This window comes from Kitasatospora sp. NPDC057965 (assembly GCF_042887135.1).
Lineage (GTDB): Bacteria > Actinomycetota > Actinomycetes > Streptomycetales > Streptomycetaceae > Kitasatospora.
The window spans coordinates 1-26870 of sequence record NZ_JBHVPZ010000019.1 but is presented as its reverse complement, the minus strand read 5'-3'; the positions used below and the strand labels follow the sequence as shown (position 1 = coordinate 26870).

Annotated in this window: 22 protein-coding genes and 1 pseudogene; 11 read left to right on the top strand and 12 right to left on the bottom strand. The window is 73.0% G+C overall.

What is annotated here, in order from left to right:
* Positions 1–286 precede the first annotated feature (286 nt).
* Complete coding sequence (locus ACFVVU_RS24305) at positions 287–1294, top strand: amino acid ABC transporter permease (protein ID WP_380684353.1); 1008 nt, start codon at positions 287–289, stop codon at positions 1292–1294.
* Positions 1291–3225 carry an FAD/NAD(P)-binding protein gene (locus tag ACFVVU_RS24300; protein ID WP_387792181.1) on the top strand — a complete coding sequence of 645 codons (1935 nt, stop codon included), beginning with the start codon at positions 1291–1293 and terminating at the stop codon, positions 3223–3225. Before ACFVVU_RS24305 ends, ACFVVU_RS24300 begins: the two co-directional genes overlap by 4 nt.
* 29 nt (positions 3226–3254) lie before the next feature.
* Here the strand turns inward: ACFVVU_RS24300 and ACFVVU_RS24295 are convergent, their stop codons facing one another.
* Entirely contained in the window at positions 3255–4961 is a 1707-nt protein-coding gene (locus ACFVVU_RS24295; RefSeq protein ID WP_387792179.1) for a protein kinase, read from the bottom strand.
* 134 nt (positions 4962–5095) lie between these two features.
* Here ACFVVU_RS24295 and ACFVVU_RS24290 point away from each other — a divergent pair, with 134 nt between their 5' ends.
* A complete protein-coding gene (locus ACFVVU_RS24290) occupies positions 5096–7381 on the top strand; it encodes an FdhF/YdeP family oxidoreductase (RefSeq protein WP_387792177.1) in 2286 nt (761 codons plus the stop codon).
* 93 nt (positions 7382–7474) lie between these two features.
* On the opposite strand, the gene ACFVVU_RS24285 is transcribed toward ACFVVU_RS24290, so the two are convergent.
* The 4 genes and pseudogenes from ACFVVU_RS24285 to ACFVVU_RS24270 form a co-directional block, all read right to left on the bottom strand.
* A complete protein-coding gene (locus tag ACFVVU_RS24285) occupies positions 7475–8002 on the bottom strand; it encodes a DUF6879 family protein (RefSeq protein WP_387792175.1) in 528 nt (175 codons plus the stop codon).
* Positions 7989–8177 (bottom strand): annotated as a pseudogene (locus ACFVVU_RS24280) (hypothetical protein); the annotation flags it as partial. The gene ACFVVU_RS24285 and the pseudogene ACFVVU_RS24280, both read right to left, overlap by 14 nt.
* 138 nt (positions 8178–8315) lie before the next feature.
* Positions 8316–8507 (bottom strand): DUF397 domain-containing protein, encoded by a 192-nt coding sequence (locus ACFVVU_RS24275; RefSeq protein WP_380690216.1) that lies wholly within the window; start codon positions 8505–8507, stop codon positions 8316–8318.
* On the bottom strand, positions 8500–9363 hold the full coding sequence (locus ACFVVU_RS24270; RefSeq protein WP_380690218.1) for a helix-turn-helix domain-containing protein: 864 nt from the start codon (positions 9361–9363) through the stop codon (positions 8500–8502). The genes ACFVVU_RS24275 and ACFVVU_RS24270 overlap by 8 nt, the downstream gene beginning before the upstream one ends.
* 298 nt (positions 9364–9661) lie before the next feature.
* On the opposite strand from ACFVVU_RS24270, the gene ACFVVU_RS24265 reads away from it, so the two are divergent.
* Complete coding sequence (locus ACFVVU_RS24265) at positions 9662–10030, top strand: ATP-binding protein (protein WP_387792173.1); 369 nt, start codon at positions 9662–9664, stop codon at positions 10028–10030.
* Positions 10027–10203, top strand: coding sequence for a hypothetical protein (locus ACFVVU_RS24260; protein ID WP_387792171.1), 177 nt, complete (start codon positions 10027–10029; stop codon positions 10201–10203). The genes ACFVVU_RS24265 and ACFVVU_RS24260 overlap by 4 nt, the downstream gene beginning before the upstream one ends.
* An 898-nt stretch (positions 10204–11101) precedes the next feature.
* Here ACFVVU_RS24260 and ACFVVU_RS24255 read toward each other — a convergent pair.
* Positions 11102–12790 (bottom strand): NlpC/P60 family protein, encoded by a 1689-nt coding sequence (locus ACFVVU_RS24255; RefSeq protein ID WP_387792169.1) that lies wholly within the window; start codon positions 12788–12790, stop codon positions 11102–11104.
* Positions 12791–13126: 336 nt separating this feature from the next.
* Here ACFVVU_RS24255 and ACFVVU_RS24250 point away from each other — a divergent pair, with 336 nt between their 5' ends.
* Positions 13127–14323, top strand: coding sequence for an anion permease (locus tag ACFVVU_RS24250; RefSeq protein ID WP_387792167.1), 1197 nt, complete (start codon positions 13127–13129; stop codon positions 14321–14323).
* A 29-nt stretch (positions 14324–14352) separates the two neighbouring features.
* The gene (locus ACFVVU_RS24245; RefSeq protein WP_380689494.1) at positions 14353–14610 is read left to right on the top strand and encodes a hypothetical protein; all 258 of its coding nucleotides are present in this window, start codon (positions 14353–14355) and stop codon (positions 14608–14610) included.
* 435 nt (positions 14611–15045) lie between these two features.
* Here the strand turns inward: ACFVVU_RS24245 and ACFVVU_RS24240 are convergent, their stop codons facing one another.
* Positions 15046–16596 carry an MDR family MFS transporter gene (locus tag ACFVVU_RS24240; RefSeq protein ID WP_380689557.1) on the bottom strand — a complete coding sequence of 517 codons (1551 nt, stop codon included), beginning with the start codon at positions 16594–16596 and terminating at the stop codon, positions 15046–15048.
* A gap of 132 nt (positions 16597–16728) precedes the next feature.
* Complete coding sequence (locus tag ACFVVU_RS24235) at positions 16729–17226, bottom strand: MarR family winged helix-turn-helix transcriptional regulator (protein ID WP_387792164.1); 498 nt, start codon at positions 17224–17226, stop codon at positions 16729–16731.
* Positions 17227–17337: 111 nt separating this feature from the next.
* Between ACFVVU_RS24235 and ACFVVU_RS24230 the strand changes: the two genes are divergently transcribed.
* On the top strand, positions 17338–18429 hold the full coding sequence (locus tag ACFVVU_RS24230) for an ABC transporter permease (RefSeq protein WP_380689553.1): 1092 nt from the start codon (positions 17338–17340) through the stop codon (positions 18427–18429).
* A gap of 11 nt (positions 18430–18440) precedes the next feature.
* On the opposite strand, the gene ACFVVU_RS24225 is transcribed toward ACFVVU_RS24230, so the two are convergent.
* From ACFVVU_RS24225 to ACFVVU_RS24210, 4 genes are all read right to left on the bottom strand, one after another.
* Entirely contained in the window at positions 18441–19664 is a 1224-nt protein-coding gene (locus tag ACFVVU_RS24225; protein ID WP_387792162.1) for an ROK family protein, read from the bottom strand.
* Complete coding sequence (locus ACFVVU_RS24220; RefSeq protein ID WP_387792160.1) at positions 19657–20247, bottom strand: GtrA family protein; 591 nt, start codon at positions 20245–20247, stop codon at positions 19657–19659. Before ACFVVU_RS24220 ends, ACFVVU_RS24225 begins: the two co-directional genes overlap by 8 nt.
* A gap of 120 nt (positions 20248–20367) precedes the next feature.
* The gene (lon, locus tag ACFVVU_RS24215) at positions 20368–22782 is read right to left on the bottom strand and encodes an endopeptidase La (RefSeq protein ID WP_380686877.1); all 2415 of its coding nucleotides are present in this window, start codon (positions 22780–22782) and stop codon (positions 20368–20370) included.
* 137 nt (positions 22783–22919) lie between these two features.
* Positions 22920–23720 (bottom strand): rhomboid-like protein, encoded by an 801-nt coding sequence (locus ACFVVU_RS24210; RefSeq protein WP_380686875.1) that lies wholly within the window; start codon positions 23718–23720, stop codon positions 22920–22922.
* 549 nt (positions 23721–24269) lie between these two features.
* Here ACFVVU_RS24210 and ACFVVU_RS24205 point away from each other — a divergent pair.
* The 3 genes from ACFVVU_RS24205 to ACFVVU_RS24195 all read left to right on the top strand — a co-directional run.
* Positions 24270–25007, top strand: a complete 738-nt coding sequence (locus tag ACFVVU_RS24205) for a response regulator transcription factor (RefSeq protein ID WP_344337269.1) — start codon at positions 24270–24272, stop codon at positions 25005–25007.
* 82 nt (positions 25008–25089) lie between these two features.
* Complete coding sequence (locus ACFVVU_RS24200) at positions 25090–26220, top strand: ATP-binding protein (protein ID WP_380715373.1); 1131 nt, start codon at positions 25090–25092, stop codon at positions 26218–26220.
* A 346-nt stretch (positions 26221–26566) separates the two neighbouring features.
* Positions 26567–26870 (top strand): hypothetical protein (locus ACFVVU_RS24195; RefSeq protein ID WP_380715371.1); only part of this gene is annotated, 304 nt, incomplete at its 3' end.

The window sequence follows — 26870 nt, the reverse complement described above, 5'->3', positions numbered from 1 at the left end:
GTACATGGCCTCAAGTTGAGCAGCGAACCGCGCACGGCGTCAACCGTCCACCATTACCGCTCTGTTGCGATCTCCTGTCGCCCCGCGAAGCCTCCCCGGCCCCGCTCGGAGGCGGGGTCCCCACCCTTGACACCCGCCTCTCGCTCACGCGTACGATCCAAGCGGAGTGCAACGCATCGCCGGCCGTGTTGAGGGACGCGGGCCGGCCGCAACGGCCGTACGTGACCACGCCGTACCCCGCCCGCGCGCCCGCGCGCGTCTCCGCCCTCCCGCCTGGAGCCTGAACATGGCCACCCCGTCGGACGTCCTGCCCGCCCGCGCCCTCACCGAGCCCACCACCCCGCCGCCCGCGACCGTCCTCGACGCCGCGGCCGCCACCGCCCGGATCGTCCCCCGCCGCCGCCCCGGCCAGTGGGTCGCCGCCGCCGTCGCCCTGCTGCTCTTCGCGATGGTCGTCAACTCACTCGCCCGCAACCGCGCGTTCCAGTGGGACGTGGTGGCCGACTGGTTCACCGCCGCCTCGGTCATGAACGGCCTCACCCTGACCCTCTGGCTGACCGCCGTCACCCTCGGCCTCGGCTTCCTGCTCGGCACCGTCCTCGCCACCATGCGGCTGTCCGGCAACCCGGTGCTGCGCACGCTGAGCTGGGTCTACATCTGGATCTTCCGCTCCACCCCGGCCCTGGTGCAGCTGCTGCTCTTCTTCAACATCGGCGCCCTCTACCCGACGCTCGGCCTCGGCATCCCGTTCGGCCCGGAGTTCCTCACCGTCCGCACCGTCAACCTGTTCGGCCCGACCCTCACCGCCGTCGTCGGCCTGACCCTGCTGGAGGCCGCGTACGCCGCCGAGGTGGTGCGCGGCGGCATCCTCGCCGTCGACCGGGGCCAGCTGGAGGCCGCCTCCGCGCTCGGCATCGGCCGGTGGCGGGTGCTGCGCCGGATCGTCGTGCCGCAGGCGATGCGCTCGATCGTGCCCACCGCGGGCAACATGCTGATCAGCGCGCTCAAGGGGACCAGCATCATCAGCGTGCTGGCCGTCTCGGACCTGCTCTACTCGGTGCAGCTGGTCTATCTGCAGTCCTACCAGGTCATCCCGATGCTGATGGTCGCCACCATCTGGTACATCGTGATCACCACGGTGCTGTCGATCGGCCAGTACTACGTCGAACGGCACTACGCGAAGGGCGCCACCCGCGAGGGGCTGCCGCCCACGCCGCTGCAGAAGGCCCGCGCCGGGTACCGCCGGCTGCGCGCCGCCGCCTCGGCCGACCTGCCCGGGGAGGCCGGCCGATGAGCGCCGTCCTGGTCATCGTCGGCGCCGGGCCGCGCGGCACCGGCGTCCTGGAGCGGCTCGCCGCCAACGCGCCCGAACTGCTGCCCGCCGACCGCCCGTTGCACATCCACCTGGTCGACCCGCACCCGCCCGGCGGAGGCCGGATCTGGCGCCACGAGCAGTCCCCCCTGCTGCGGATGAACTCGATGGCCGAGGACGTCACGATGTTCACCGACGAGCGCTCCACCATCGACGGCCCGGTCCGCCCCGGCCCCTCGCTCGCCGAGTGGGCCGCCGACCCCCGGGCCTTCGCCCCCCACCGGGAGATCACCGACCCGGCCGTCCGGGCCGAGCTGCGCACCCTCGCGCCCACCGACTTCCCCACCCGCCGGGCCCAGAGCGCCTACCTGGACTGGGTGTTCCGGCGCGCCGTCGCCGACCTGCCGCCGCACGTCACGGTCACCGTGCACCGGGACACCGCGCACCGCGTCGAGGGCCCGGCCGACGGGCCGCAGCACGTCCACCTCACCGACCGGGTGCTCACCGCCGACCACGTCGTACTCACCCTCGGCCACCTCGACTCCGCCCCCGACCCCCGCTACGCCGCCGACACCGCCTTCGCCACCCGGCACGGCCGCTTCCACCTGCCGCCCGCCTACTCCGCCGACGCGGCCGGCGACCTCGACCGGATCGCCCCCGGCGAGCACACCGTGCTGCGCGGCTTCGGCCTCGCGTTCGTCGACCTCGTCTCCCTGCTCACCGAGGGCCGCGGCGGCCGCTTCGAGCCGGACGGCGCCGACGGCCTGGTCTACCGCCCCTCCGGCCGCGAACCCGTCCTGCACGTCGGCTCCCGGCGCGGCGTCCCCTACCACTCCAAGACCGACTACCGCCTGCAGGGACCGCCCGCACCGCTCCCCCGCTACTTCGACGCCGCCGCCGTCGACGCCCTGCTGGACCGGCCCGGCCCACTCGAACTGCGGCGCGACGCCTGGCCGTTGATGGCCAAGGACATCGGCTTCGGCCACTACCACGAACTGTTCCACGCCCACCCGGAGCGCACCGCCCTGCCCTGGGCCGAGTTCCTGGCCGGCTACGACGCCCACCCCTGGGCGTCCCCCGGGCTGCGCGCCCTGGTCGAACGGGCCGTCCCCGACCCGGCCGACCGGCTCGACCTCGAACGCCTGGACTTCCCGCTCGCCGGCCTCGAACTCGGCTCCGCCGAGGAACTCCAGCGGTACCTGCGCCGCTACATCACCGAGGACGCCGACCGCCGCGCCGACCCCGCCCACAGCGCCGACCTCGGCGCCTTCCTCGCCCTGCTCTCGCTCTTCGGCCAACTGCCCCGGCTGCTCGGCTCCGGCCGGCTCACCGCCCGCTCGGTGGCCGAGGAGATCGACGAGTGGTTCTTCGGCTACTTCAGCTACCTGGCCTCCGGCCCGCCCGGCTTCCGGCTGCGCCAGCTGCTCGCGCTCTCCGAGGCCGGGGTGGTCCGCTTCCTCGGCGCCGGCGTCCGGGTCGAGCGGGACGAGGCCACCGGCACCTGGCGGGCCTCCGGCGCCACCGTGCCCGGCCACACCGTCACCGCCACCGCGCTGGTCGAGGCGTACTTGCCCAAGCACGCGCTCGCCCGCACCCGCGACGCGCTGCTGCGCGACCTGCACCGCACCGGGCGGATCACCGAGGAGGTCGTCGCCGACCCCGAGTACACCCACCGCTCCGGCCTGCTCACCATCCGCCCCGGGGACAGCCGCGTCCTCGACCCGGCCCTCGACCCCGCCGTCGACGGCGGCGCGCACCCGCGCCGCACCGCGCTCGGCCCGCACACCAGCCTGCGCGCGGCCGCGGCCTTCGCCCGCCCGCGCACCGACTCGCCCGGCTTCCGGCAGAACGACGCGGCGGTCCGGGCCCTGCTGCGCGCGCTCGCCCGGGCGGACTCGGCGGTGCCGGTGTAGGGCGCCGGGGTTTGACGCGCCCCACCGCGTCACGGGCCGTAGATCTCCGCCACCAGGTCCTCGGCCGTGACGTGGTCCGGCGCGGAGAGCACCCAGTCGCCGATCCGCTTGATCCCGGTGCCGCGCTCCAGCGCGGTCAGGCAGGCGTCGGCCTCCTGGTCCGAGGCGAAGTCCCAGGCCAGCAGGCGGCGGACGAGCAGCAGTGCCTCACCCGGGTGCATCCGCGGCTGCCTCCCCGGCCGCGCCCGCCCGGCCGGGGCCGCCGCCAGCCGCCGCTGGTAGCCGGCGAGGTCCTGCCAGGCCTGGACGGTGGCCGGGTGCTGCTCCCCGAGCGCGCGGGCGAGCTCCGGCAGCAGGGTGCGCAGCTGGAGCACCGCGCCGTCGAGGTCGCCCCGGTTGGCCGTGTACACCGCCAGGTCGTGCCGCGCCTTGAGCACCCGCGGGTCGTGGCCGCCCCAGGCGGCCTGCAGGTCCGGCAGCAGCTGGGCGAGCCGGCGCAGCGCGGTGACCGTCTCGCCGCTCTCGCCGATGCACCACACCAGGTGGTACCGGGCGGCGAGGGTGTCCGGGTCGCCCTGGCCGAGGGCGAGCCGCATGTCCTCGGTCACCGTGGAGAGCAACCGGATCGCGCCGTCGAGGTCGCCGGCCCGGCTGAGGAACCAGGTGAAGTCGCGCCAGGCGACGAGGGTCTCGCGGTCGGCGGCGCCGAGCGCGGCCACGGCCTCCTGGGCCACCGCCTGGAGCTGGACGGCGGACTCGCCGGCCGTCGGCGCCCGGAAGGCGGCGTTGCGGCGCTCGCGCAGCGCGGCCCGGACGTCCTCCGCCCGGTCCTCCGCCCGGCCCGCCGCCCCTCCTCGCCCCGCCGTCCGCCGCTCCTCCGGATCCGCCAGCTCCGCCAGCCGCCGCTCCACCGTGCGGGCGTCCGCCGGTCGCCCCTCCGGGTCCTTCGCCAGCAGCTCCGCGACCAGCCCCGCCAGTTCCGCCGGCAGCCCGAACGGCGCCGGGTCCAGCGCCGGAGGCGGCTCGTTGAGGTGCTGGTACATCAGCACCGGCGTCGAGTCCCCGCTGAACGGCCGTGCCCCGGTGCAGAGTTCGACCAGCACGCAGCCGAACGCGTAGAGGTCCGCCCGGCCGTCCACCCGGCCCCCGGTCCAGCGCTCCGGTGCCATGTACGCCGGACTGCCGATGACCGTGCCCGTGGTGGTCAGCCCGCCCGTCCCGATGTCCAGCTGCGCGATGCCGAAGTCCAGCACCTTCACCGCCCCGGCCTCGGTGACCATGATGTTCTCGGGCTTGATGTCCCGGTGCACCATCCCCGCGTCGTGCGCGGCGGCCAGCGCGGAGCAGATCTGCCGCCCCCAGCGCAGGCTCCGCACCGGGTCCACCGGTCCGTCCCGCAGCACGGCGGTCAGGGTGCGGCCGATGAGCAGTTCCATCACCAGGTACGTCACCGTCCGGCCGCCGAGCTCGCCCTCACCGAGGTCGTGCACGGTGACGATGTGCGGGTGGGAGAGGTTCCCGGCCGCGCAGGCCTCCCGGACGAACCGCAGCGCGGCCTTCTGCTGGTCCTCGCCGCGGTGGTTGATGACCTTGACCGCCACCGGCCGCCGCATCCGGGTGTCGAAGGCCCGCCACACCACGCCGAACCCGCCCTGGCCCAGCCGCTCGACCAGCTGGTACCGCCCGTCGAGCACGTCGCCGACCATCACCCGCCACCCCCGGACCTGTCGAAGCACCTGCACTCTATCCGCGCCGCCGTCCCGGCCGCCCTCCCCCTTTCCCGCCCCTGCCGCCCCCGGCCGCCGGGTGCGAGGATGAGTCAGGCGCCGTGACGAGACGGCGGCCCGACGCACAGCCGAGGAGCGCAGTCATGGCCAAGCAGGCCCCGCAGAGCGACCCGGCGCAGGACGCCCCCCGGGTGTCGGCGCCCCAGCACGCGGCCGCCGGGCTGCCCGCCGTCGGCCACACCCTGCGGATGGCCACCGAGCAGATGGGCGCCCGTCGCACCCTCAGCACCCTGCGGAAGATCAACCAGCCCGACGGCTTCGACTGCCCCGGCTGCGCCTGGCCGGAGCCCGGGAAGACCCACACCGCCGAGTTCTGCGAGAACGGCGCCAAGGCCGTCGCCGAGGAGGCCACCGAGCGCCGGATCCGCGCCGAGTTCTTCGCCGCCCACCCGGTCGCCGAGCTGGCCGAGCGCTCCGGCTACTGGCTCGGCCAGCAGGGCCGGCTGACCCGGCCGATGTTCCTCGACGAGGGCGCCACCCACTACACGCCGATCTCCTGGGACGACGCCTTCGCGCTGATCGCCGAGGAACTGCGCGCCCTGGACACCCCGGACGGCGCCGCGTTCTACACCTCCGGCCGGACCAGCAACGAGGCCGCGTTCGCCTACCAGCTGTTCGCCCGCCGGCTCGGCACCAACAACCTGCCGGACTGCTCCAACATGTGCCACGAGTCCTCCGGCTCCGCGCTCACCGAGACGCTCGGCGTCGGCAAGGGCAGCGTCAGCCTCAAGGACCTCTACCAGGCCGATCTGATCATCGTGGCGGGCCAGAACCCGGGCACCAACCACCCCCGGATGCTCTCCGCCCTGGAGCGGGCCAAGCGCGCCGGCGCGACCATCGTCAGCGTCAACCCGCTGCCCGAGGCCGGTCTGGAGCGCTTCAAGAACCCGCAGCAGGCGCGCGGCCTGGTCGGCCACGGCACCAAGCTGACCGACCTCTTCCTGCAGATCCGGCTCGGCGGCGACCTCGCCCTGTTCCGCGCCCTCAACCAGCTGCTGCTGGAGCAGGACGCCGTCGACCACGCCTTCGTCGAGGAGCACTGCCACGGCTTCGAGGAGTTCGCCGCCGAGGCCGCGTCGACCTCCCGCGAGGAGGTGCTCGCCGCCACCGGCCTGCCCTGGGCGCACATCGAGGAGCTCGCCCGGCTCGTCCTCGCCTCCGAGAAGGTCATCGTCTGCTGGGCGATGGGCCTCACCCAGCACAAGCACGCCGTGCCGACCATCCGCGAGGTCGTCAACTTCCTGCTGCTGCGCGGCAACGTGGGCCGCCCGGGCGCGGGCGTCTGCCCGGTGCGCGGACACAGCAACGTCCAGGGCGACCGGACGATGGGCATCTTCGAACGCCCCACCACCGCCTTCCTGGACGCCCTCGGCCGCGAGTTCTCCTTCGAACCGCCGCGCGAGCACGGCCTGGACTCCGTCGACACCATCCGCGCGATGCGCGACGGCCGGATAGGCGTCTTCTTCGCGATGGGCGGCAACTTCGTCGCCGCCACCCCGGACACCGAGGTCACCGAGGCCGCGATGCGCCGCTGCCGGCTCACCGTGCACGTCTCCACCAAGCTCAACCGCTCCCATGTGATCACCGGCGCCCGCGCCCTGATCCTCCCCACCCTCGGCCGCACCGACCGGGACGTCACCGCCGGCGGCGCCCAGTTCGTCAGCGTCGAGGACTCGATGGGCCAGGTCCACTCCTCGCGCGGCGGCCTGCGCCCGCCGGCCCCCGGCCTGCTCTCCGAGACCGCCATCGTCTGCCGGCTCGCCCGCGCCGTCCTCGGCCCGCAGGACACCGTGCCGTGGGAGGACTTCGCCGCCGACTACGACACCCTGCGCGACCGGATCGCCCGGGTCGTCCCCGGCTTCGAGGACTACAACGACAAGGTCCGCCGCCCCGGCGGCTTCACCCTCCCGCACGGCCCGCGCGACTCCCGCACCTTCCCCACCGCGAACGGGAAGGCCAACTTCACGGTCAACCCGCTGACGGCGCCGGAGGTCCCGGAGGGCCGCCTGCTGTTGCAGACGCTGCGCTCGCACGACCAGTACAACACCACCATCTACGGCCTGGACGACCGCTACCGCGGCATCAAGGGCGGGCGGCGGGTCGTCCTGGTCGACCCGGCGGACGCCATCGAGCTGGGGCTCTCCGACGGCCAGTACGTCGACCTGGTCAGCGAGTGGAAGGACGGTGTCGAGCGCCGGGCTCCCCACTTCCGCGTCGTCTACTACCCGGTCGCCCGGGGCGGCGCCGCGGCGTACTACCCCGAGACCAACGTCCTGGTCCCGCTGGACTCCACCGCCGACATCAGCAACACCCCCACCTCCAAGGCCGTCGTCATCCGCTTCGAGCCCGACACCGGCGCCTCTGCCTGATGCCCCTGGAGTAGGAAGTCGGCTCCGCCGACTTCCTACTCCAGGGGCATCACCGCCGGCCCGGGCGCTTGGTGTCGCCCATCACCACTCCGTTCACGCGCCGTGCTGAGCCCACCATTCCGTGAAGGGAATCGAGTGCGCCATCGCGGTGTCGCGGTACGCCCTGAACTCGTCGAGCCGTGCGGGGGCGAGGAAGTCGGCCCCGAGGTACTTGCCGTTGCCGTCGTAGTTCATCGCGGCCACGGTCTCGTCGTCGAAGAGCCAGAAGTCCGGCGCCTGCGGGACGGGGTTCTGCTGGTCGGTGGTGTCCAGGATGAAGAACTCCTCGCCGGCCGCCGTGTTGCGGTGGTACCCCCACGCGAGTTCGAAGCGGAGGTAGTCGGTGAGCGGGCGCGAGAGGACGTGAACCCGGTACATGCGCTTCCCCGAACGGGTGGCCTCGGCCACCGTCCCGACCCAGCCGGCGGTCCGGTAGCTCTCCGGCTGCTCCTCCCCTGCGAGGAACGCGTGATAGGCGTCCACCCCACCGGACTGGCTGTAGTCGTCCAGCGTCTCCAGCCGGAATGCCGTCCGTTCGAACGCCGAGAAGCAGTCCCCGAGGCTCCTGGATGAGGTTGTCACGGACGGCCTTTCGGATGAGTTCGACAGGAATTTCGACCAGGGTCTCGTGGGCCGGAATCCGAAGACCGTGCTCGGTGATGCGACCGCCCTGAACGGCGAGGGTGCCCTGATCCGTCAGGTACAGCGTCGGGCAGTCGCCGTCGTCACATGAACCCACAAGCCGCGTCAGCTCCACTGCCGCCTCCTCGGTGTCACGACAATGCTCCCGAGAGGGGATGGACGTGGGCAAGGCCCTCACGTTTCCAACACTGGAAACCACCCCGACTGCGAAGCGGCGGCCCCTCGCTCGGCACCGAGCGAGGGGCCGCGAGAGCTACTCCCAGTAGTCGAACTCACCGGCTTTTATGGAGTCGAGAAGGCCAGTGAAGGCAACGAGCGGCGGGCGGACTATGACGCCAGGGTCTTCGGACTCACGCACTTCAATCAGCCCACCTGCTGTGCGAACCTCGATGCAGTCATTGTTGGCGCCTGAGTAGCTGGACTTCTGCCAGGTGTGGCTAGGCATGCCTTCCGGTTTCCTTCTTGATCGACTGGATGAGGTCGCGGGACTCCCCCTCGGAGAGGGAGTTCGACTCCATCTGCACGAGGACGGCCCGGAACTTTGCCACGTGGGCCGGGGCATCGAACATCTGACAGCCGAGACCCGTGTCGATCTGTACGGTGTCCAGCTCAGGGATCGGCCCTTCGGCATAGGTGAAGTTCTCGCTGGGGCTTGGCAGGCCGTCCACGGCGAACGGGACAACCCGAACAGAGATTGCCGACCTCTCGGAGCTCTCGACGAGTGCGTCAAGTTGGTCGGTGAAGACCTTTGCTCCGCTGAACCGCATCCTCAGGGCCGCCTCATGGATGTATGCGGTGTACGGAACGGCGCCGGAACGGACCACTTGCTGTCGCCGCATGCGAAAGGCCGTTCGCAGGTCGACCTCGTGGTGCGGCAATGGCGGGATGGAGTTGCCGAACACAGCGGATGCATAGGCGTCAGTCTGAAGCAGCCCGGGAACAAAGGTCACGGTGTAGGTCACGAGCCGCTTCGCGTGGCCTTCGAGTTCGGCGTTCTCCAGAAAATCCGTCGCCAGGGCGTCTCGGTACTCCTCCCACCAACCGGGCCTGCCACGCTCAGTGATGATCTCCGCGAGGGCGTCGATCAGTGGTTCATTGACGCACATGCACGTCGCGGCGATCGTGCGCAGGCGCTCGACACTGATGCCGGTCCGGCCCGCTTCCATCTGCGTGATCTGAGCCGGGGTGGCACCGATCGCACGGGCGAGCTGGCTACCTCCGAAGCCCGCCTGCTCCCGCATTCTCCGCAGCTCAACTCCCAGTCGACGCTGACGGAGGGTGGGATTCGATCGAAGGGCCATGACGTCCTCTCTGCGAGCGTGGGATCAGTCTGCCGCGCGGACGCCACGCGGGGCCATTCGGGGTGAGCGCCACGTAAGGGGGAACTTCCGCCAGCTCGCCACAAATTTGTGGCGAGCTGCGCTATGGTCAATGCCACAACGATCCGACGGATCGTCAGTAACGCCTGTTTCCTGGGGCAGTAGGCGCATGCTGCCCATTTCGCACCGCAGAGCAGCCAGGTCCGGGCTGGCCTCGTTCACGGTGACGCATCCGTTGGCGCTTTCCTCCCCTTCTTGCCTCTTCCCCTGGAGGTCTCTCATGCGTGCCCTCAACCCGCCCGACTGCACCACCGTCCGCGCCGAACTCCGCGCGCTCCTCCACACCGCCGGCTGGCCGCCGGACACCATCTCCGACGCCGAACTCGCCTTCCAGGAGCTCTTCGTCAACGCCTGGCAGCACGGCCGCTCCCCCGCCCCCGGCGTCCTGGTCTCCCTCCTGTCGAGCACCTTGCGCGTGGCGGTCTGCGACTACTGCCCCCTCCTCCACGAACTCCACGAGCGCGGCGAGCCCTTCGGCATCCGATGGGGCTCCGCCACCGTCGACGGCACCACCGTCCACCTCGGCGACACCACCCTCGCCACCTTCCTCAACCTCCTCGAACTCCTCCGCCGAGCGAGCCCGAAGTGACCGACTTCCTCATCGGCGCCGCCTTCACCACCCTCCTCGCCCTCGCCCTCACCACCGTCATCACCGGCGTCATCACCGCCCTCAAAGTCGGCCCGCCCCCACCGCCCATCACCCGCCAGGCCCACCACTTCAGCCCCGAAACCAACCCCGACAACCGCCGCCGCGCGCCCTGATGCCTCCTCCGGAGTGGAAAGTCGGCCCCACCGACTTCCCGCTCCACCCCCTCGACCAAGGAGTCCCGGCTTCTCCTTCGGGCGGCCCCCTTGCGAGGAGCAAGGGGGCCGCCCGCCAATCTCGCGCAGCTCCCACCGTGCGGGGCCAGGAGTAGGAAGTCGGCCTCGCCGACTTCCTACTCCGCATCCGCCGCCGGCCCCTTGCGCGGAGAAAGGGGCCGGCGGAAACCGTGCTCAGTTCGGCTGCGCTGTCCCAACCACCACGCACAGGAAGTCGGTCCCACCGACTTCCCAGCGCGCGCAAAGGTGACAGACCAGACCCGCCCCACGCCTCCGGAACAGGGGGGACCCGTCGATGTCAGCGGGCCTCAGGCAGCCAGATGGCAGCCCTCGGAGTGGGAAGTCGGCCTCATCGACTTCCCACTCCGCCTCGCTCTGGTGGGGAACGGTTTGCTGTCGGCGGCGATCGCTCGGGCCGAACGATCGCCGCCAAGGTCTTCGCGCATGGCGGTGGAGGTGGAGGTTGAAGGCGCGGAGTGGGAAGTCGGCCCCATCGACTTCCCACTCCGCTTCCACCAGCGACCCCTTGCACGGATCAAAGGGCCGCCCGATGCCATGCTCGGGTTGGCTGTGCGGTCCCTGCCGTCAGGAGCAGGAAGTCGAAGGGGCCGACTTCCTGCTCCAAGCACCCATCCGTCTACGACAGCCGCAACGTGTGGCCGCCGGTCCCCACTCGGATTGAGCGAGTACCGGCCGGAGCAGGTGTGGTGGTCAAGGGACGGACTCTGCAGGTGGAGTGAGAAGTCAGAATGGCCGACTTCCTACTCCGCAGCGGCAAGGCGCAGCGACGGAGCGGCCTGGGCTTCGAGAGGGGTCTCGAAGCCCAGGCCGCCGCGGGTCAGTTCTGGGTGGGCGAGAGGGTACCGGACGTGGTGGCGGAGGCGGTGCCGGAGGCCGTGGCGGTGTTGGAGCCGGTGGCGGTGGGCGAGCCGGTGCCGGTGCCGGTCGGGGTTCCCGAGGGGGTCTCGGTGGGCGTGCCCGTGGGGGTGCCGGTCGGGGTCCCCGTGGGCGTTCCGGTCGGGGTGCCGGTCGGCGTGGTCGTCGGCGTCTCGGTGGGCGTGCCCGTGGGCGTACCGGTCGGGGTCTCGGTCGGCGTGCCGGTCGGCGTGCCCGTGGGCGTGCCGGTCGGGGTCGCCGTCGGCGTACCGGTGGGCGTGGACGGGTCCGGGGTGCCCGTCGGCGTGGCGGTGGGCTCGGGGGTGCCCGGGGCCGCCGGGGTGACGGGCGGCGGGACCGGGGTGCCCGGGGGGAGCGGCGGCTGGTTGAGCGGGCTGGACGCGATCGGGGTCACCGAGTCCCAGCCGGCCGGCAGGTCCGGCACCTTCCAGGCCCCGCCCGCCTCGTCGGCCGCCCCGTCCGGGTCCGGCCGGACGGCGCCGAGGATCGGGTTGGCCCCGATCGGCCCGACCTTGACGTACGAGCCCGGCCGCGGCGCGTGCACGACGAGCCCGCCGCCGATGTACATCGCGACGTGCGTGGCGCCCTCGAAGTAGATGATCAGATCGCCCGGCCGCAGCTGGTCGAGCGGGATGTGCCGGAGCTGCGCCCACTGCTCCTGGCTGGTGCGCGGGATCGGCTTGCCGGCGTGCAGCCAGGCCTGCGAGGTGAGCCCGGAGCAGTCGAAGACGTCCGGCCCGGCGCCGCCCCAGACGTACGGCTTGCCCAGCTGGGCGAGCGCGTAGGCGACCGCGGCGCGGCCGGCCAGCGACGGGGTGCGCTCGCCCTTGCCGAGCACTCCGGTGGCGAGGAAGGCGAGCTGGGCCTCGTCGGCCTTGGCCTTCTCGACCTGCTCCAGCTCGGCGCGCTGGGCACCGGTGAGCGAGGAGACCAGCTGCTCGACGGTGGCGAGGTCGGCGGCGACCTTGGCCTTGGCGGCGTCCTGCTGGGTGACCAGGCTCTGCGAGGTGGCGAGCGCCTCCTCGTTCTGCTTCTGCAGCCCGCCGAGCGCGTCGCGGTCGGCGGTCAGCTTGTTGAGGAACTCGTTCTGCGAGCGGCTGGCGGCGGCGAGCAGCTCGGCGATGGTGACGGCCTCGTACGGGTCCTTGGAGAGCAGCAGCTCCGCGTAGGCGGACGCGGAGCCGTTGCGGTACTGCGCGGCGGCGAGCTGGGCGGCGATGTCGGTGCCCGCGTCGACCTGCTTCTGCTGGCGCTCCAGCTTGGCCTTGAGCTCGGTCAGCGCGGCCTGCTGCACGGCGACCCTGTCGACGGCCGCGTTGTACTGCTCGGTGGCGGCCTCGGCGCCCTGGTAGAGCGCGTGCAGCTGGTCGAGCAGTGGGCCGAGGGTGGCCTTGGCGGCGGCGAGCGGGTCGGCACCGGCGGGATCGGCGACGGGTGCGCCGGGTGCGGTGGTGGCCGGCGGGACCGGGTCGGCCCAGGCCGCGCCGGAGGCCAGTGGCAGCGACAGGGCGGCCGCCGCGAGGACGGCACCGCAGCGCAGCGCGGCCCGGACCCAGGCCGGTCGTCTGCCGCCCGCTCCGCCCGTCGGTCGTCCGCCCGTCAGCTCCGCGCGCCGTACCGCCCCGCCCATGGGTCTCGTCCTCCCCGTCCGCCCGCGCTCCGGGGTACCCGGACCTCCGGCAGATCCTGCCACGGGTTACTCGCCGGAAACAGACCGCGCCCGTACGACCCGATGAATTTTTCACCCTTCCTGTGAGGCAACTCTCAGCAAAACGGGCGAAGCGGGCGGATCTCCACTAATGTCCAGCTCAGCGCGGCGGGCGCAACCCTTCGGAAAGGTCCCGGCAACCCCTACGACACCGTCGGAACCTTGATTCAGATGCCAGTTCACCTTCCGTTCACCAAGCGTCCCTAGCGTCGCGCACGACACCAACGTCAGTGCGACAACTACGACGATTGTTTGGGTATGGAACACATCTCGTTCCTGGTGGCCGTTGTGATCATCACGGCGCTCGCCTTCGACTTCACCAACGGGTTCCACGACACCGCCAACGCGATGGCCACCTCCATCGCGACGGGAGCCCTCCGGCCGAAGATCGCAGTCACCATCGCGGCCCTCCTCAACTTCGCGGGCGCGTTCCTCTCCGTGAAGGTCGCCACCACCATCTCCGGCGGCATCGTCAACGAGAAGGCCGGTATCCATCCGGAGATCATCTTCGCCGCACTGGCCGGCGCCATCCTCTGGAACCTGCTGACCTGGCTGCGCGGCCTGCCGTCGAGCTCTTCGCACGCGCTCTACGGCGGTCTGATCGGCGCCACCGTGGTCGGCGTCGGCGCCAACGGCGTCAACTTCGACACCGTGGTCAGCAAGATCCTCATCCCGGCGATCGCCTCCCCGCTGGTGGCCGGCCTGGCCTCCTGGGGCGCCACCAAGCTGGCCTTCGCGATCACTCGCAAGAGCGACGAGAAGACCGTCGGCAAGGGCTTCCGCACCGGCCAGATCTTCTCCTCCTCGCTGATCTCGCTGGCGCACGGCACCAACGACGCCCAGAAGACGATGGGCATCATCACCCTGACCCTGGTCTCGGTCGGCGCCCTGCCGAAGGGCGCGCTGCCCCCCACCTGGGTCATCGTCTCGGCCGGTGCCGCGATCGCGCTCGGCACCTACATGGGCGGCTGGCGGATCATCCGCTCGATGGGCAGCGGCCTGGCGGACATCACCCCGCGCCAGGGCTTCGCCTCCGAGTCGGCCTCCGCGACGGTCATCCTGACCTCGTCCAGCATGGGCTTCGGTCTCTCCACCACCCAGGTCTGCTCCGGCGGCATCATGGGCGCCGGCCTCGGCGGTCCGAAGGCCGAGCTGCGCTGGGGCATGGTCCGCCGCATGGTCTACACCTGGGGCCTGACCCTGCCCGCCGCCGCCACCGTGGGCGGACTCGCGGCCTACCTGGCCGAGCGGGGCAACTGGGGCGTCGCCCTGGTCGGTGCCGCCCTGGTGGCCGGCTCGGGCGCGATGTGGGTCATCTCCCGCCGCCAGCCGGTCCACGCGGACAACGTCAACGACGCCTCCGACGTCACCCCGGTCGAGGTCGGCCCGGCCGAGGCCGACCCGGCCGCCGCGCCCGCCTCCCCGACCCCGTCCTCGACCACGGTCGCGGCCTGACCGCCGCCGGCTGAGGAGCTCGAAACACCATGCACATCAAGTGGAACGCCCTGGCCCAGACCGCCGGTGTCAGCTTCGGCATCACCGTCGCCGTGGTCGCCGTCTTCGCACTCGGCATCCTCGCCCTGTCCCGCCGCGAGGCCGCGCTCACCGCGCGCCGCGAGGCGGCCGGCGCCAACGCCGCCCCGGTGACCGGCGGCCGGCTGGCCCTGGCCGGCGCGTACGCCTGCTTCGCCGTCTGCGGCGCGGCGGTCCTCTACGGGCTGAGCCTGATCGCCAATAAGTAGGACGAACACAACGCCGGAGGGCCGGGAGCGCATCACCGCTCCCGGCCCTCCGGCGTTCCAGGACGCGAGGCGACACGAGGCGAGGCGACACGAGGCGACGCGAGGCGGCCGGTCGCGTCCTGGCCGGCGCACGGGGCCATCCGCGGATCAGCGGCACGACGGCTCGCACCCGGCCCTCCCGCCCGGCTGAACGACGGGCGCGGACCGGAAGGACCGGGAAAGCCACGAGGGTCGCGAGGACCGGGAGCGCCGGGAGGCCCCCGGACCGGGGACGCCTCGCCCGCCGGGCGGGAGTTCGCGGACTCCCCCACGGCCCGGCCCCCGAACGCACCGCCCCACACGACGACCACGACCACGGCCCGCGCGACAGCACGCCGGAGGGCCGGGAGTGGTGGTCCACTCCCGGCCCTCCGGCGTTGCCGTCCCCGGCGGGTCTCACTCCTGACCGGTGCGCAGCACGGTCTCCCGGATGAACAGCACGGTGACGAAGGCCAGCAGCGCGAACGGCGCCGCCACCAGGAAGATCATGCCGACGCCGTGCCCGAAGGCGTCGGTGACCAGCGGCACCAGCTGCGCGGGCAGCTTGTGCAGGTCCGGGATGCCGCCGCCGAGCGAGCCGCCGCCCGCCGGGACGCCCGCGTCGGCCAGGTTCTCGGCCAGGTAGTGGCCGACCCGGTTGTTCATCAGCGCGCCGAGCGCCGAGACGCCCATCGCGCCGCCCATGGTGCGGAAGAAGGTGACCACCGAGCTGGCCGAGCCGAGCTCCGCGCGCGGCACGGTGTTCTGGACGGCGAGGACGAGGTTCTGCATGGTGAGGCCGAGGCCGATGCCGGTGACCGCCATGTAGACGGAGAGCAGGCCGTAGTCGGTGTCGGCCCGGGCGGTGCCGAGCAGGCCGAAGCCGATGGCCAGCAGCAGCGTTCCGCTGACCAGGTAGATCTTCCACTTGCCGTACTTGGTGATCAGCTTGCCGGCGACGGTGGAGGAGACGGCCAGGCCGAGGATCATCGGCAGGGTCATCAGGCCGGCCACCGTCGGGGACTTGTCCCGGGCGAGCTGGAAGTACTGGCTGAGGAAGGTGGTCGCGCCGTACATCCCGATGCCGACCAGCACGCTGGCGAGCGCGGCCAGGGTGACCGTCCGGTGCTTGAACAGGTGCGGCGGGATGATCGGCTCGGCCGCGCGGCGCTCGACGACGACGGCGAGGGCGCCGAGCAGCAGGCCGCCGCCGACCATGACCGCGGTCTGCCAGGAGAGCCAGGCGTAGTTCTTGCCGGCCAGGGTGATCCAGATCATCAGCAGGCTGACCGCGCCGGTGATCACCAGGGCGCCGAGGTAGTCGATCTTCACCTTGCGCTTGACCACGGGCAGCTTCAGGGTGCGCTGCAGCACCAGGATCGCGGCCAGCGCGAACGGGATGCCGACGTAGAAGCACCAGCGCCAGCCGAGCCAGGAGGTGTCCACGATGACGCCGCCGATCAGCGGGCCGCCGATGGTGGCCAGCGCGAAGACGGCGCCGAAGTAGCCGCTGTACCGGCCGCGCTCACGCGGCGGGACCATCGCGGCCAGGCAGATCTGGGCGAGGGCGGTGACACCGCCGGCGCCGATGCCCTGGAGGGCGCGGCAGGCGATCAGCTCGCCGGTGTTCTGGGAGAGGCCGGCCAGCGCGGAGGAGGCGATGTAGATCACCAGCGCGATCTGCAGCAGCAGCTTCTTGCTGGCGAGGTCGGAGAGCTTGCCCCAGATCGGGGTGGAGGCGGTGAGGGTGAGCAGGGTCGCGGTGATCACCCAGGTGTAGGCGGACTGGCCGCCGTGCAGGTCGGTGAGGATCCGCGGCAGCGCGTTGGAGACGACGGTCGACGAGAGCACGGCGACGAAGAGGCCGAGCAGCAGGCCGGAGAGCGCCTCCATCACCTGCCGGTGCGTCATCGGTTGGTCGGTCGTGTCGGCGGCTCCGGTCGCGGCAGGCGTGGCGGTGACGGTCATCGAGGTCCTTCGGAATAGTTGCCTGTGGCAACCATAAGGCTGATGGTTGACCTAGGCAACATTCGTCAAGAACAAGTAAAGCCCGGACCGATCCCGGCCCGGGCCCCTGGCGTCCACCGCCCCGCGCGCCGCTCAGCCGGCCGGCGCCGGCGCGGCCGCCGCCTCGCCGACCACGTCGTTGAAGCGGTGCAGCAGCTCGGCGAAGCGCACCACATCCTCCTCCGGCCAGCCACCCATCAGCTCCCGCACCCGGGTCATCCGGGCCGCCCTGGCCGCGAGGAAGCGCCGTCGGCCGTCCTCGGTGAGCGAGACCCGGGCGGAGCGGCGGTCCTGCGGGTCCACCTCCCGGGCCAGCAGGCCCAGCTCCTCCAGCGCCCGGATCTGCCGGCTGATCGTCGCCTTGCCGACCGCGAAGTGCACGCCGACGTCGGTCACCCGCACCGACCCGGCCTGCTCGACGTAGCTCAGCAGGCTGTACGCCATGCCCTCCAGCTGCGGGTGGACCCGCCGGGACAGCTCGGACATCCGGGCCCGGCCGCGCCGGAACAGCACCCCCACCTCGCGCTCGACCGCCAGCAGCGGGTCCTCGTCCTGCGGGGCCTCGGCGCGGTCCTCGTCCTGCGTACTCACCGCGTCAGTATCCCGCAGCCCGTCCGGAGCGCCCCGGCGCGGGAGAAACCTCGACGAAACTAGTTCATGCTATTAAGTACCCGGTTTCCCCCGATACGCAAGGAGATGTGCATGACCGCCCCAGGGCAGCAGGGACCCGAGCCCGCCGAGGCACCGGAGCGCACGGCCGAACCGGCACCGAAGAAGGGCTTCGCCGCCGAGCTGAAGGGCGCGGTCACCCCGCGCGCGGCGCTGCTGGTCATCGGCGTGCTGCTCCTCCAGCTGGGCTTCGTCACCTCGTACGTCGGCGCGCTGCACCAGCCGAAGCCGCACGAGCTGTCGATCGCGGTGGTCGCCCCGCCGCAGGTCGCCCCCAAGCTGGTCCAGGGCCTGGAGTCGGTCCCGGACGAGGCCGTGAAGGCCGTCACCGCGCCGGACGCGGAGGCCGCCACCCAGCAGATCAAGGACCAGAAGATCTACGCCGCGCTGGTGGTGAACCCGGCCTCCACCGAGGACGTGCTGCTGGTCGCCAACGCGCGCGGGCCGTCCGCGGCCAGGGCCGCCGAGAGCATCGTCACCGGCCTGGAGAAGAGCCAGGGCCGCACGGTCGTCGTCCAGGACGTCGTGCCTCTCGCCACGGGCGACGCCAACGGGCTCTCCTCCTTCTACCTGGTGATCGGCTGGTGCGTCGGCGGCTACCTGGTCGCCTCGATCCTCGGTGTCAGCGCCGGAGCCAAGCCGTCCAACACCCACCGGGCGCTGATCCGGCTCGGCACCCTGGCGGTGTACTCGATCGCGGCCGGCATCGGCGGTGCGATCATCGTCCAGACGGTCCTGGACGCGCTGCCCGGCTCGTTCTGGGCGATGTCCGCCCTCGGCGCGCTGGTGGTCTTCGCGGTCGGCGCGTTCACCATGGCCCTGCAGTGCCTGTTCGACATCATCGGCATCGGCATCGCGGTGCTGATCTTCGTGGTGCTCGGCAACCCGAGCGCGGGCGGTGTCTTCCCGCCGCCGCTGATGCCGCCGTTCTGGCGGGCGATCGGCGCCTGGTTCCCGAACGGCGCCGGCACCGACGCGGCCCGCTCGATCGCCTACTTCGACGCCACCAACCTGACCCAGCCGCTGCTGGTCCTGCTGGCCTGGGCGCTGGTCGGCATCGGCATCACCTTCGCCGCCGTCCTCGGCAAGCCCTCGCGGCTGAGCCGCGAGCTGGTCAAGGACTGACGGCACGGCCCCTAGGGTTCCTCCAGCCGGCCCGGGTCGGCGAGCAACGACCGGACAACGCCGACCGCGGCCCCCAGCAGGGGGCCGCGGCGGCCCAGCCGGGAGACCGTCAGCCGCTCGTCCGACCAGGGCCGGACGGTCACCCGGGCGGTCAGCTCGGCGCGCATCGCGGGCAGCAGCCAGGGCGCCAGCCGGGCGTAGCCGCCGCCCAGCACCACCTCGGCCGGGTCCAGCAGGTTGACCGCCCCCGCCGCGGCGATGCCCAGCGCGGCACCGGCGCCGCCGAGCGCCGCCCGCACCTCCTCGTCCCCGGCCTCGGCCCGCTCCGCGAGCAGCGCCACCCAGTCGCCCCGGACGCCCTCCAGCCCGGCCGCCCGCAGCACCGCCGACTCCCCCGCGTACTGCTCCAGGCAGCCGTGCGCCCCGCACGCGCAGCGCGGCCCCTCCGGATGCACCGGGACGTGGCCCAGCTCGCCCGCGTAGCCGCGCGCGCCGCGCAGCAGCCGGCCGTCGACGACGATCGCCGAGCCGACCCCCGCCTCGGCGGAGACGTGCAGGAAGTACCCCGGACCGTCGCCCAGCCAGAGCTCGGCCAGCCCGCCGAGGTTGGCCTCGTTGTCGGCCCGCAGCGGGAGTTCGGCCAGCTCCTCGGCGTTGGCGGCGCGCAGCGCCAGCCGCAGCTCGGCGACGGCGGCGACGTCCCGCCAGCCCAGGTTGGCGGCCCGCCGGAGCAGCGCGCCGTCGGCGCCGACCAGTCCGGGCACGGCCAGCGCGAGCCCGGCCGGGCGCAGCCCGGCGTCCGCGACGGCCCGGCGGAGCAGTTCGGCGAGGTCGGCCATCACGGCGGCGGGCTGCCGCCCCCGGTTCCGGATCTCCTGGCGGCGCCAGGCGCGGACCTCGCCGCGCAGGTCGACCACGCAGGCGCCCAGGTGCTCCACCCCGATCTCGGCGCCGAGGCCGGCCGGGCCGTCCGGGTTGAGCCCGAGCGCGGTGCCGGGGCGGCCGACCTTGCCGCTGGGCGCGGCCGGGCCCTCCTCGACCACCAGTCCGGCCGCGATCAGCTCCTCGGCGAGCGAGGAGACGGCGGCCCTGGTCAGCCCGCTCTCGGCCGCCACCTCGGCGCGGGAGCGCGGGGCGCGGGAGACGACCCGCAGCACCAGCGCCAGATTGGCCCGGCGCATGCCCTGCTGGCTCGCGGGCCCGGCCCCACGCCCCGGACCGTCCGGCTCACGCATCGCCCTCACCCGCTCCGGCCTCCGCCGACCGCACCGACGGGACCGGGCCTCGCCGGCCCTCGGGGCCCGGATCGGCGAACACCCCGGCGGTGTCCGCGACGGGCTGCTCCATCCGGGTGAAGACCCAGCGCCGCATGGCCCAGAAGCGGAACAGCATCGCCGCGAAGGTGCCCAGCACCATCCCGCTCAGGAAGTCGGCCACCTCCCGGGTGACCGGGCCGACCCGTGGCTCGCGCAGCCCGAACACGTAGCGCGAGGCGATCAGCGGCAGCACGTTGACGACGATGGCGACGGCGCTCACCAGCAGGAACAGCAGCGGTTCGCGCCGCCGCCAGGAGGAGCGGAAGCTCCACCGCCGGTTGAGCACGTAGGAGACGGCGGTGCCGGCCACCGTCGCAACGGTCAGCGCCAGCACGGGCTTGCGCTCCAGCAGGGTCAGCCGCAGCGCGTAGTTGATCAGCAGCGTCAGGGCGAAGCAGCCGCTGCCGACCAGCAGGAACTTCACCAGGCTCCGGTGCCGGACCAGGAAGGGGCGCACCCCCTCCGGGACCCGGGCCAGGGCGCGCTGGGTCAAGGACGGCACCCTCGCAGTCTGGCACGCGGCACGCGGCCCGTCCCCTCCGGCGATCCACCGGACGGGACGGGCCGCGGACCGGCCGCGACGGGCCTCGCGACGGGCCTCACGACGGCCCCCGCGGGTCGGTCAGGCCGCCGCCACCAGCACGCCGGCCGGCTCCAGGGCCAGCTCCAGCACCTCCCGGACGTCCGCGACCGGGTGGACGCTCAGCCGCTCCAGCACCTCGGCGGGGACGTCGTCCAGGTCGGCCTCGTTGCGCTTGGGGATGATCACCGTGGTGATCCCGGCCCGGTCGGCGGCGAGCAGCTTCTGCTTCACCCCGCCGATCGGCAGCACCCGCCCGGTCAGCGACACCTCACCGGTCATCGCCACGTCGGTGCGCACCTTGCGTCCGGAGAGCAGCGAGGCCAGCGCCGTGGTCATGGTGATGCCGGCGCTCGGCCCGTCCTTGGGGACGGCCCCGGCCGGGACGTGCAGGTGCACGCCGCGGTCGCGCAGCGAGGTGACCGGCAGCTCCAGCTCGGCGCCGCGCGAGCGCAGGTAGGAGAGCGCGATGTGCGCGGACTCCTTCATGACGTCGCCCAGCTGGCCGGTCAGGGTCAGCCCGGTGCCGCCGGTCTCGGCGTCGGCGAGCGAGGCCTCGATGTAGAGCACGTCGCCGCCGGCCCCGGTGACCGCCAGTCCGGTGGCCACGCCGGGCACCGCGGTGCGCCGCTCGGCGGGCTCCTGGGCCGCCTCCGGGACGTGGTGCGGCCGGCCGATCAGGGCACGCAGGTCGTCGGCGCCGATCGCGGCGGGCAGCTCGCGCTCGCCCAGCTCGTGCTGCGCGGCAACCTTGCGCAGCACCCGGGCGATGGCCCGTTCGAGGTTGCGCACGCCCGCCTCGCGGGTGTACTCGCCGGCCAGCCTGCGCAGCGCCGGCTCGTCGACCGCGACCTCCTCGCCCTTCAGCCCGGCCTTCTCCAGCTGGCGCGGGAGCAGGTGGTCACGGGCGATGACGACCTTCTCGTCCTCGGTGTAGCCGTCCAGGCGGACCAGCTCCATCCGGTCGAGCAGCGGCTCGGGGATGGCCTCCAGCACATTGGCGGTGGCGAGGAAGACCACGTCGGAGAGGTCCAGCTCGACCTCCAGGTAGTGGTCCCGGAAGGTGTGGTTCTGCGCCGGGTCGAGCACCTCCAGCAGGGCGGCGGCCGGGTCGCCCCGGTAGTCGGAGCCGACCTTGTCGATCTCGTCGAGCAGGACGACCGGGTTCATCGAGCCGGCCTCCTTGATGGCGCGGACCAGCCGGCCGGGCAGCGCGCCGACGTAGGTGCGCCGGTGGCCGCGGATCTCCGCCTCGTCCCGGACGCCGCCGAGCGCGACCCGGACGAACTTGCGGCCCATGGCGTGGGCCACCGACTCGCCGAGCGAGGTCTTGCCGACGCCGGGCGGGCCGACCAGGGCCAGCACCGCGCCGCCGCGGCGCCCGCCCACCAGGCCGAGCCCCTGGTCGGCCCGGCGCTTGCGGACGGCCAGGTACTCGACGATCCGCTCCTTCACGTCGGCCAGGCCGGCGTGGTCGGCGTCCAGCACCGCGCGGGCGCCGGCGATGTCGTAGGAGTCCTCGGTGCGCTCGTTCCAGGGCAGCTCCAGGACGGTGTCCAGCCAGGTGCGGATCCACGAGCCCTCGGGCGACTGGTCGCTGGAGCGCTCCAGCTTGTCGACCTCCTTGAGCGCGGCCTCGCGGACCTTCTCCGGCAGGTCGGCGGCCTCCACCCGGGCGCGGTAGTCCTCCTCCTCGTCGGCCGGGTCGCCGTTCAGCTCGGCCAGCTCCTTGCGGACGGCCTCCAGCTGGCGGCGGAGCAGGAACTCCTTCTGCTGCTTGGCCACGCCCTCCTCGACGTCCTTGCGGATGGTGTCGTTGACCTCCTCCTCGGCGAGGTGGTCGCGGAGCAGGCCGAGCGCGTACTCCAGTCGCGCGACCTGGTCGGCCTCCAGCAGCACCTTGAGCTTCTGCTCGGCGGTGACGAAGGACGCGTAGCCGATGTTGTCGGCGAGCTCGCCGACACCCTCGATGGCGGCCACCCGGTCGACGATCTGCCAGGCGCCGCGCTTGCGCAGCCACTGGGTGGACAGGTTCTTGTACTCCTTGACCAGCTCGGCGGCCCGCCCGGCCACCGGGGTGCCGACCGAGGACTCCCGGAACGGCGTGGTCTCCACCCAGAGCGCGGCGCCGGGCCCGGTGGTGCCGACGCCGATCCGCACCCGGCGCACCGCGCGCACCAGCGCGGCCGGCTGCCCGATCGCATTGGGGCCGTCGGCCAGCCGGCCGACCTGCTCGACGGTGGCGAGGGTGCCGACCGCCGCATACGAGCCGTCCACCCGCGGCACCAGCAGGACCTGGGGCTTGCCGGTGCTGCCGGGGGCGGCGGCGCGCGCGGCCTCGACGGCGGCGCGGACCTCGGTGTCCTTCAGGTCCAGCGGAACGACCATGCCCGGCAGGACGACCTCGTCGTCGAGCGGCAGCACGGGCAGGGTGAGCGGTGTGGACGTCGATGCCATGATCTCTCCCCAGTCAGCGAACTTGAGTCGACCTGACTAAGGCTTCGCGGCCGCCGGATGTTCCCCGGGCCGCGTTCGCCGTGAGCGAACGGCCGAGGAGTCCCGGCCGGGCCGTCAAAAACGGGACCGGACCCGGCTCAGAGCCGCTCCAGCACCGCACCCCGCCCCGCCCCGGAGGCCGGCGCGGAGGCCGGCGCGGAAGCCGAACGGGGGCGCCCGGCGAACGCTCCGAGCCGGTTGCGGCGCGGCCGGTGCCCGTCCCAACGGCGCAGCCACCGCCACAGCGCCACCCCGGCCAGCAGCGCCGCCGGGTGACCGACCCCGGTGACGAGGTCCCGGTCCTCGGCGATCTGCCCGGCGATCAGCGCGGCGGCCAGTCCGAGCGCGACCACCCGCCCGCCCGGCCGCAGCAGCCCGGCCAGCGCACCGAGACTGGCCAGCACGCCGTAGCTGACGCCGATGTCCAGGTAGTCCATCGCGGCCGGCTCCAGCCGCCCGGCCTCCACCCCGACGACGACCACGCCCTGGGAGAGCAGGGTGGCGCCGATGTGCCCGGCGGCGAAGACGGCGGCCGCCCGGACGGGGCCGACCCGGCGCTCCAGCGGCGCGACGGTGAGGGCGAAGGCCCACAGGTAGGGCACCCAGTTCGGGCCGGCCACCCAGAAGCCGCTCAGCAGCAGCGCGCGCAGCGGGTGCTGGAGCAGGTTGTGCCCGTCCGAGCTGGACGCCTCCTGGAGCCGCAGCACGAGGTCCGGGTCGGCCAGCTGGGCGAAGGTGGTGGTGACGCCGACCACGGCGAGGTAGCCCAGCGCGAAGGGATTGCGCCGCGGGGTCGGCACCCGGGCCAGCAGCCAGTCGGCCGCCCCGGCCCGAAGGCCGTGCCGGAGCATCCCGTACGGCGGACCGCCGCGCCCGGCGCGCACCTGTCGCTCCGTCATGCCGCCTCCGCTCCGCCGCCCGTGACCGTCGCCCCCGCGCGTGTCCAACGTTCCGGCGCGTACCGGAAATCCCACCCCCCGTGATTTGTCGTGGCCACGGTACGGCCGGCGGCTGGGAGCACGCTGGGAGAACGCTGGGCGCGGGGGGATCGAGGGGTGGTCGAATTGGTCCATACCTTCTCCCCCAATACCGGTGCCCGTCCCCGCTGACCGGCGCCTTGGCGTCGATCGATGTGCATACGTACCGTTACGGAGTGAAAAAACGCCGGGTAAGGTATCGGCCCGTGCCCACTTCCGAGTGGGCCCGACGGCCGGCCCGGCAAGCCGGCCCGCGGGCCGGAAATGTCCGGTCCACCTGCCGGGAATCACCCGCTGTCCGTACGCTGCGAGGTGTGCGGGACAAGTGAGCGGCGCACGCCCGCTCGCCGGCACCGCGCACGCGACGGGACGGCGGACCCGGCACAGTCCACGACGGAACAAGACTACGAGCGGAGCCTTCGCCATCCCCACAGGTGGCCGGCCCGCAGCCCTGGGGGCGGTGGCGTGACCGTGACAGAAATTCAGCAGGACAACCAGAACGCCGGCGGCACGGTGAGCAGTCAGCGCAGAGTGCTGGTGGTCGAGGACGAGCCCACGATCGCCGAGTCCATCGCGGCCCGGCTGGGCGCGGAGGGCTTCAAGGTCGCCGTGGCCCACGACGGCCCGGGCGCCGTCGACGGCTTCCACACCTGGCAGCCCGACCTCGTCGTCCTCGACATCATGCTGCCCGGCTTCGACGGCCTGGAGGTGTGCCGCCGGATCCAGGCCCAGCGCCCGGTACCGGTCCTGATGCTCACCGCGCGGGACGACGAGACGGACCTGCTGGTCGGCCTCGGCGTCGGCGCCGACGACTACATGACCAAGCCCTTCTCCATGCGCGAACTGGCCGCCCGGGTCAATGTGCTGCTGCGCCGCGTCGAGCGCGCCCAGCAGGCCGCCCGCACGCCCGCGCTGGGCAGCCTGCGCTTCGGCGAGCTGGAGATCGACCACGTGCAGCGCCGGGTCCGGCTGGCCTCGGGCGACGTCCACCTGACGCCGACCGAGTTCGACCTGCTCGCCTGCCTGGCCGCCCAGCCGCGCGCCGTGCTCACCCGCGAGCAGCTGCTGGCCGAGGTCTGGGACTGGACCGACGCGTCCGGCACCCGCACCGTCGACAGCCACGTCAAGGCGCTGCGCCGGAAGATCGGCGCCAGCTGGATCCGCACCGTGCACGGCGTCGGATACGCGCTGGAGGCCCCGCTCTCGTAGCGGCGCACCCTCGGACAACGGGCCGCCGGGGGGCCCGTGCCACGGACGCCGTGCGACCCACGCGGGGGATCACAGGGGACCAATGACCTTTCCACAGCAACGCAACGGGGACCTCGCCGGCAGCCGGCCGCCCACCCTGGCCGCCCGCGCCGCGAGAAGGGTCTGGGCCGACATCCGGCCGCTCGACCCGGTCCGCTCGATCAAGGGCAAACTCGCCCTCCTGGTGATCGTGTCCGTCTTCCTGGCCACCGGCATGGTGGTCGTGGCGATCCGGTCCGAGACCCAGATCCGGATCATCATGATCTTCTCGATGATCGCCTCACTGCTCTTCATGCAGTTCCTCGCGCACGGGCTGACCGCCCCGCTGCGCGACATGACCGCCGCCGCCCGCGCGATGGCCTCCGGCGACTACAGCCGCCGGGTCGAGGTGAACTCGCGCGACGAGATCGGCGAGCTCGCCGCCACCTTCAACCAGATGGCGGCCGACCTGGAGGCCGCCGACCGGCACCGCCGCGAACTGGTCGCCAACGTCTCGCACGAGCTGCGCACGCCGATCGCCGCGCTGCACGCCGTGCTGGAGAACGTGGTCGACGGCGTCGTCCAGCCGAACCCGGCGACCCTGGGTGCCGCGCTGGAGCAGACCGAGCGGCTCGGCCGGCTGGTCGCCCACCTGCTGGACCTCTCCAAGATCGACGACGGCGTGGTCGACCTGGACGCCCGCCCCTTCGAGGTGCGGGAGTTCCTGGATGGCGTGCTGCGCGGGGTCACCGTGGACGGCGCCACGGCGGGCGGGGCGTTCTCCCGGCGCGGCGACGTCCGGCTCGCGCTGGAGGTGAGCCCGGTGGGCCTGACCGGCGTCGCCGATCCGGAGCGGCTCCACCAGGTGGTCGCCAACCTGGTCGACAACGCCTGCAAGCACTCCCCGCCCGGGGGCACCGTGACGGTCCGCGCCCGGCCCGGCGAGGGGCCCGGCGCGCTGCTGCTGGAGGTCGAGGACGAGGGTCCCGGCATCCCCGCGGCGGACCGGACCCGGGTCTTCGAGCGGTTCGGGCGCAGCGGCACCGCGACCGCCGCCGGTCCTGGCGCCGACGGCGGGACCGGCCTCGGCCTGGCCATCGCCCGCTGGGCGGTGGACCTGCACGGCGGGCGGATCGAGGTCGCCGAGGCCGCCCGCGGCTGCCGGATCGAGGTCCGGTTGCCCGGCCCGCGCTGAGCACCGCGCGCGGGCCGGGCAACCGGACCGGACGGCGGCCGGGCGACGGCCGGACGGCGGCCGGGCCCCGGGGAAGAGGACAAATGTCACAGAACCGACACAGACCCGACCCCGGGGCCCGTACCCCACCTTGTCCGCTTTTGCCACCATTTGGGTGGCGATCAGAACCGGTCGGTTCCCCTCCGCTGCGGGTTTCTAACGCACATTTTCAGCCAAACCGCAGGTCAGGACTGTGATCTGGGCGACGCCTGCCCCCCGGGGACTGCGCGATCACTGGTCGGAGGCGTAGCCTTAATCCCCGCTGTCCAAACATCCCAAAAGGAAGCGGAAGAGGGCGGTTGCCGCCGTGTCGCCACAGTCCCCTGAACACCCCAACAGCTCGGCAAGCTCCACTGGCTTCGGCCCCAATGAGTGGCTCGTCGACGAGATCTACCAGCAGTACCTCCAGGACCCGAACTCGGTCGACCGAGCCTGGTGGGACTTTTTCGCCGACTACAAGCCCGGTACCGAGGTGACCCCAGTGACCCAGGCCGCGACCCAGGCCGGCGCTACGCCGACCCCCGCCGCCGCCCCCGCGACGCCCGCCGCCGCTCCGGCCGCCCAGGCCCCGGCCCCCGCGCCGGTGCAGCCGGCCCCGGCCGCCCCCGTGG

What these genes read in the sequence shown, in the direction of transcription:
- ACFVVU_RS24305 (WP_380684353.1), top strand. Translation starts at nt 287, where the DNA reads ATGGCCACCCCGTCGGACGTCCTGCCCGCCCGCGCCCTCACCGAGCCC.
- ACFVVU_RS24300 (WP_387792181.1), top strand. Translation starts at nt 1,291, where the DNA reads ATGAGCGCCGTCCTGGTCATCGTCGGCGCCGGGCCGCGCGGCACCGGC.
- ACFVVU_RS24290 (WP_387792177.1), top strand. Translation starts at nt 5,096, where the DNA reads ATGGCCAAGCAGGCCCCGCAGAGCGACCCGGCGCAGGACGCCCCCCGG.
- ACFVVU_RS24275 (WP_380690216.1), bottom strand. Translation starts at nt 8,507, where the DNA reads ATGCCTAGCCACACCTGGCAGAAGTCCAGCTACTCAGGCGCCAACAAT.
- ACFVVU_RS24270 (WP_380690218.1), bottom strand. Translation starts at nt 9,363, where the DNA reads ATGGCCCTTCGATCGAATCCCACCCTCCGTCAGCGTCGACTGGGAGTT.
- ACFVVU_RS24265 (WP_387792173.1), top strand. Translation starts at nt 9,662, where the DNA reads ATGCGTGCCCTCAACCCGCCCGACTGCACCACCGTCCGCGCCGAACTC.
- ACFVVU_RS24255 (WP_387792169.1), bottom strand. Translation starts at nt 12,790, where the DNA reads ATGGGCGGGGCGGTACGGCGCGCGGAGCTGACGGGCGGACGACCGACG.
- ACFVVU_RS24250 (WP_387792167.1), top strand. Translation starts at nt 13,127, where the DNA reads ATGGAACACATCTCGTTCCTGGTGGCCGTTGTGATCATCACGGCGCTC.
- ACFVVU_RS24245 (WP_380689494.1), top strand. Translation starts at nt 14,353, where the DNA reads ATGCACATCAAGTGGAACGCCCTGGCCCAGACCGCCGGTGTCAGCTTC.
- ACFVVU_RS24240 (WP_380689557.1), bottom strand. Translation starts at nt 16,596, where the DNA reads ATGACCGTCACCGCCACGCCTGCCGCGACCGGAGCCGCCGACACGACC.
- ACFVVU_RS24230 (WP_380689553.1), top strand. Translation starts at nt 17,338, where the DNA reads ATGACCGCCCCAGGGCAGCAGGGACCCGAGCCCGCCGAGGCACCGGAG.
- ACFVVU_RS24225 (WP_387792162.1), bottom strand. Translation starts at nt 19,664, where the DNA reads ATGCGTGAGCCGGACGGTCCGGGGCGTGGGGCCGGGCCCGCGAGCCAG.
- lon (WP_380686877.1), bottom strand. Translation starts at nt 22,782, where the DNA reads ATGGCATCGACGTCCACACCGCTCACCCTGCCCGTGCTGCCGCTCGAC.
- ACFVVU_RS24210 (WP_380686875.1), bottom strand. Translation starts at nt 23,720, where the DNA reads ATGACGGAGCGACAGGTGCGCGCCGGGCGCGGCGGTCCGCCGTACGGG.
- ACFVVU_RS24200 (WP_380715373.1), top strand. Translation starts at nt 25,090, where the DNA reads ATGACCTTTCCACAGCAACGCAACGGGGACCTCGCCGGCAGCCGGCCG.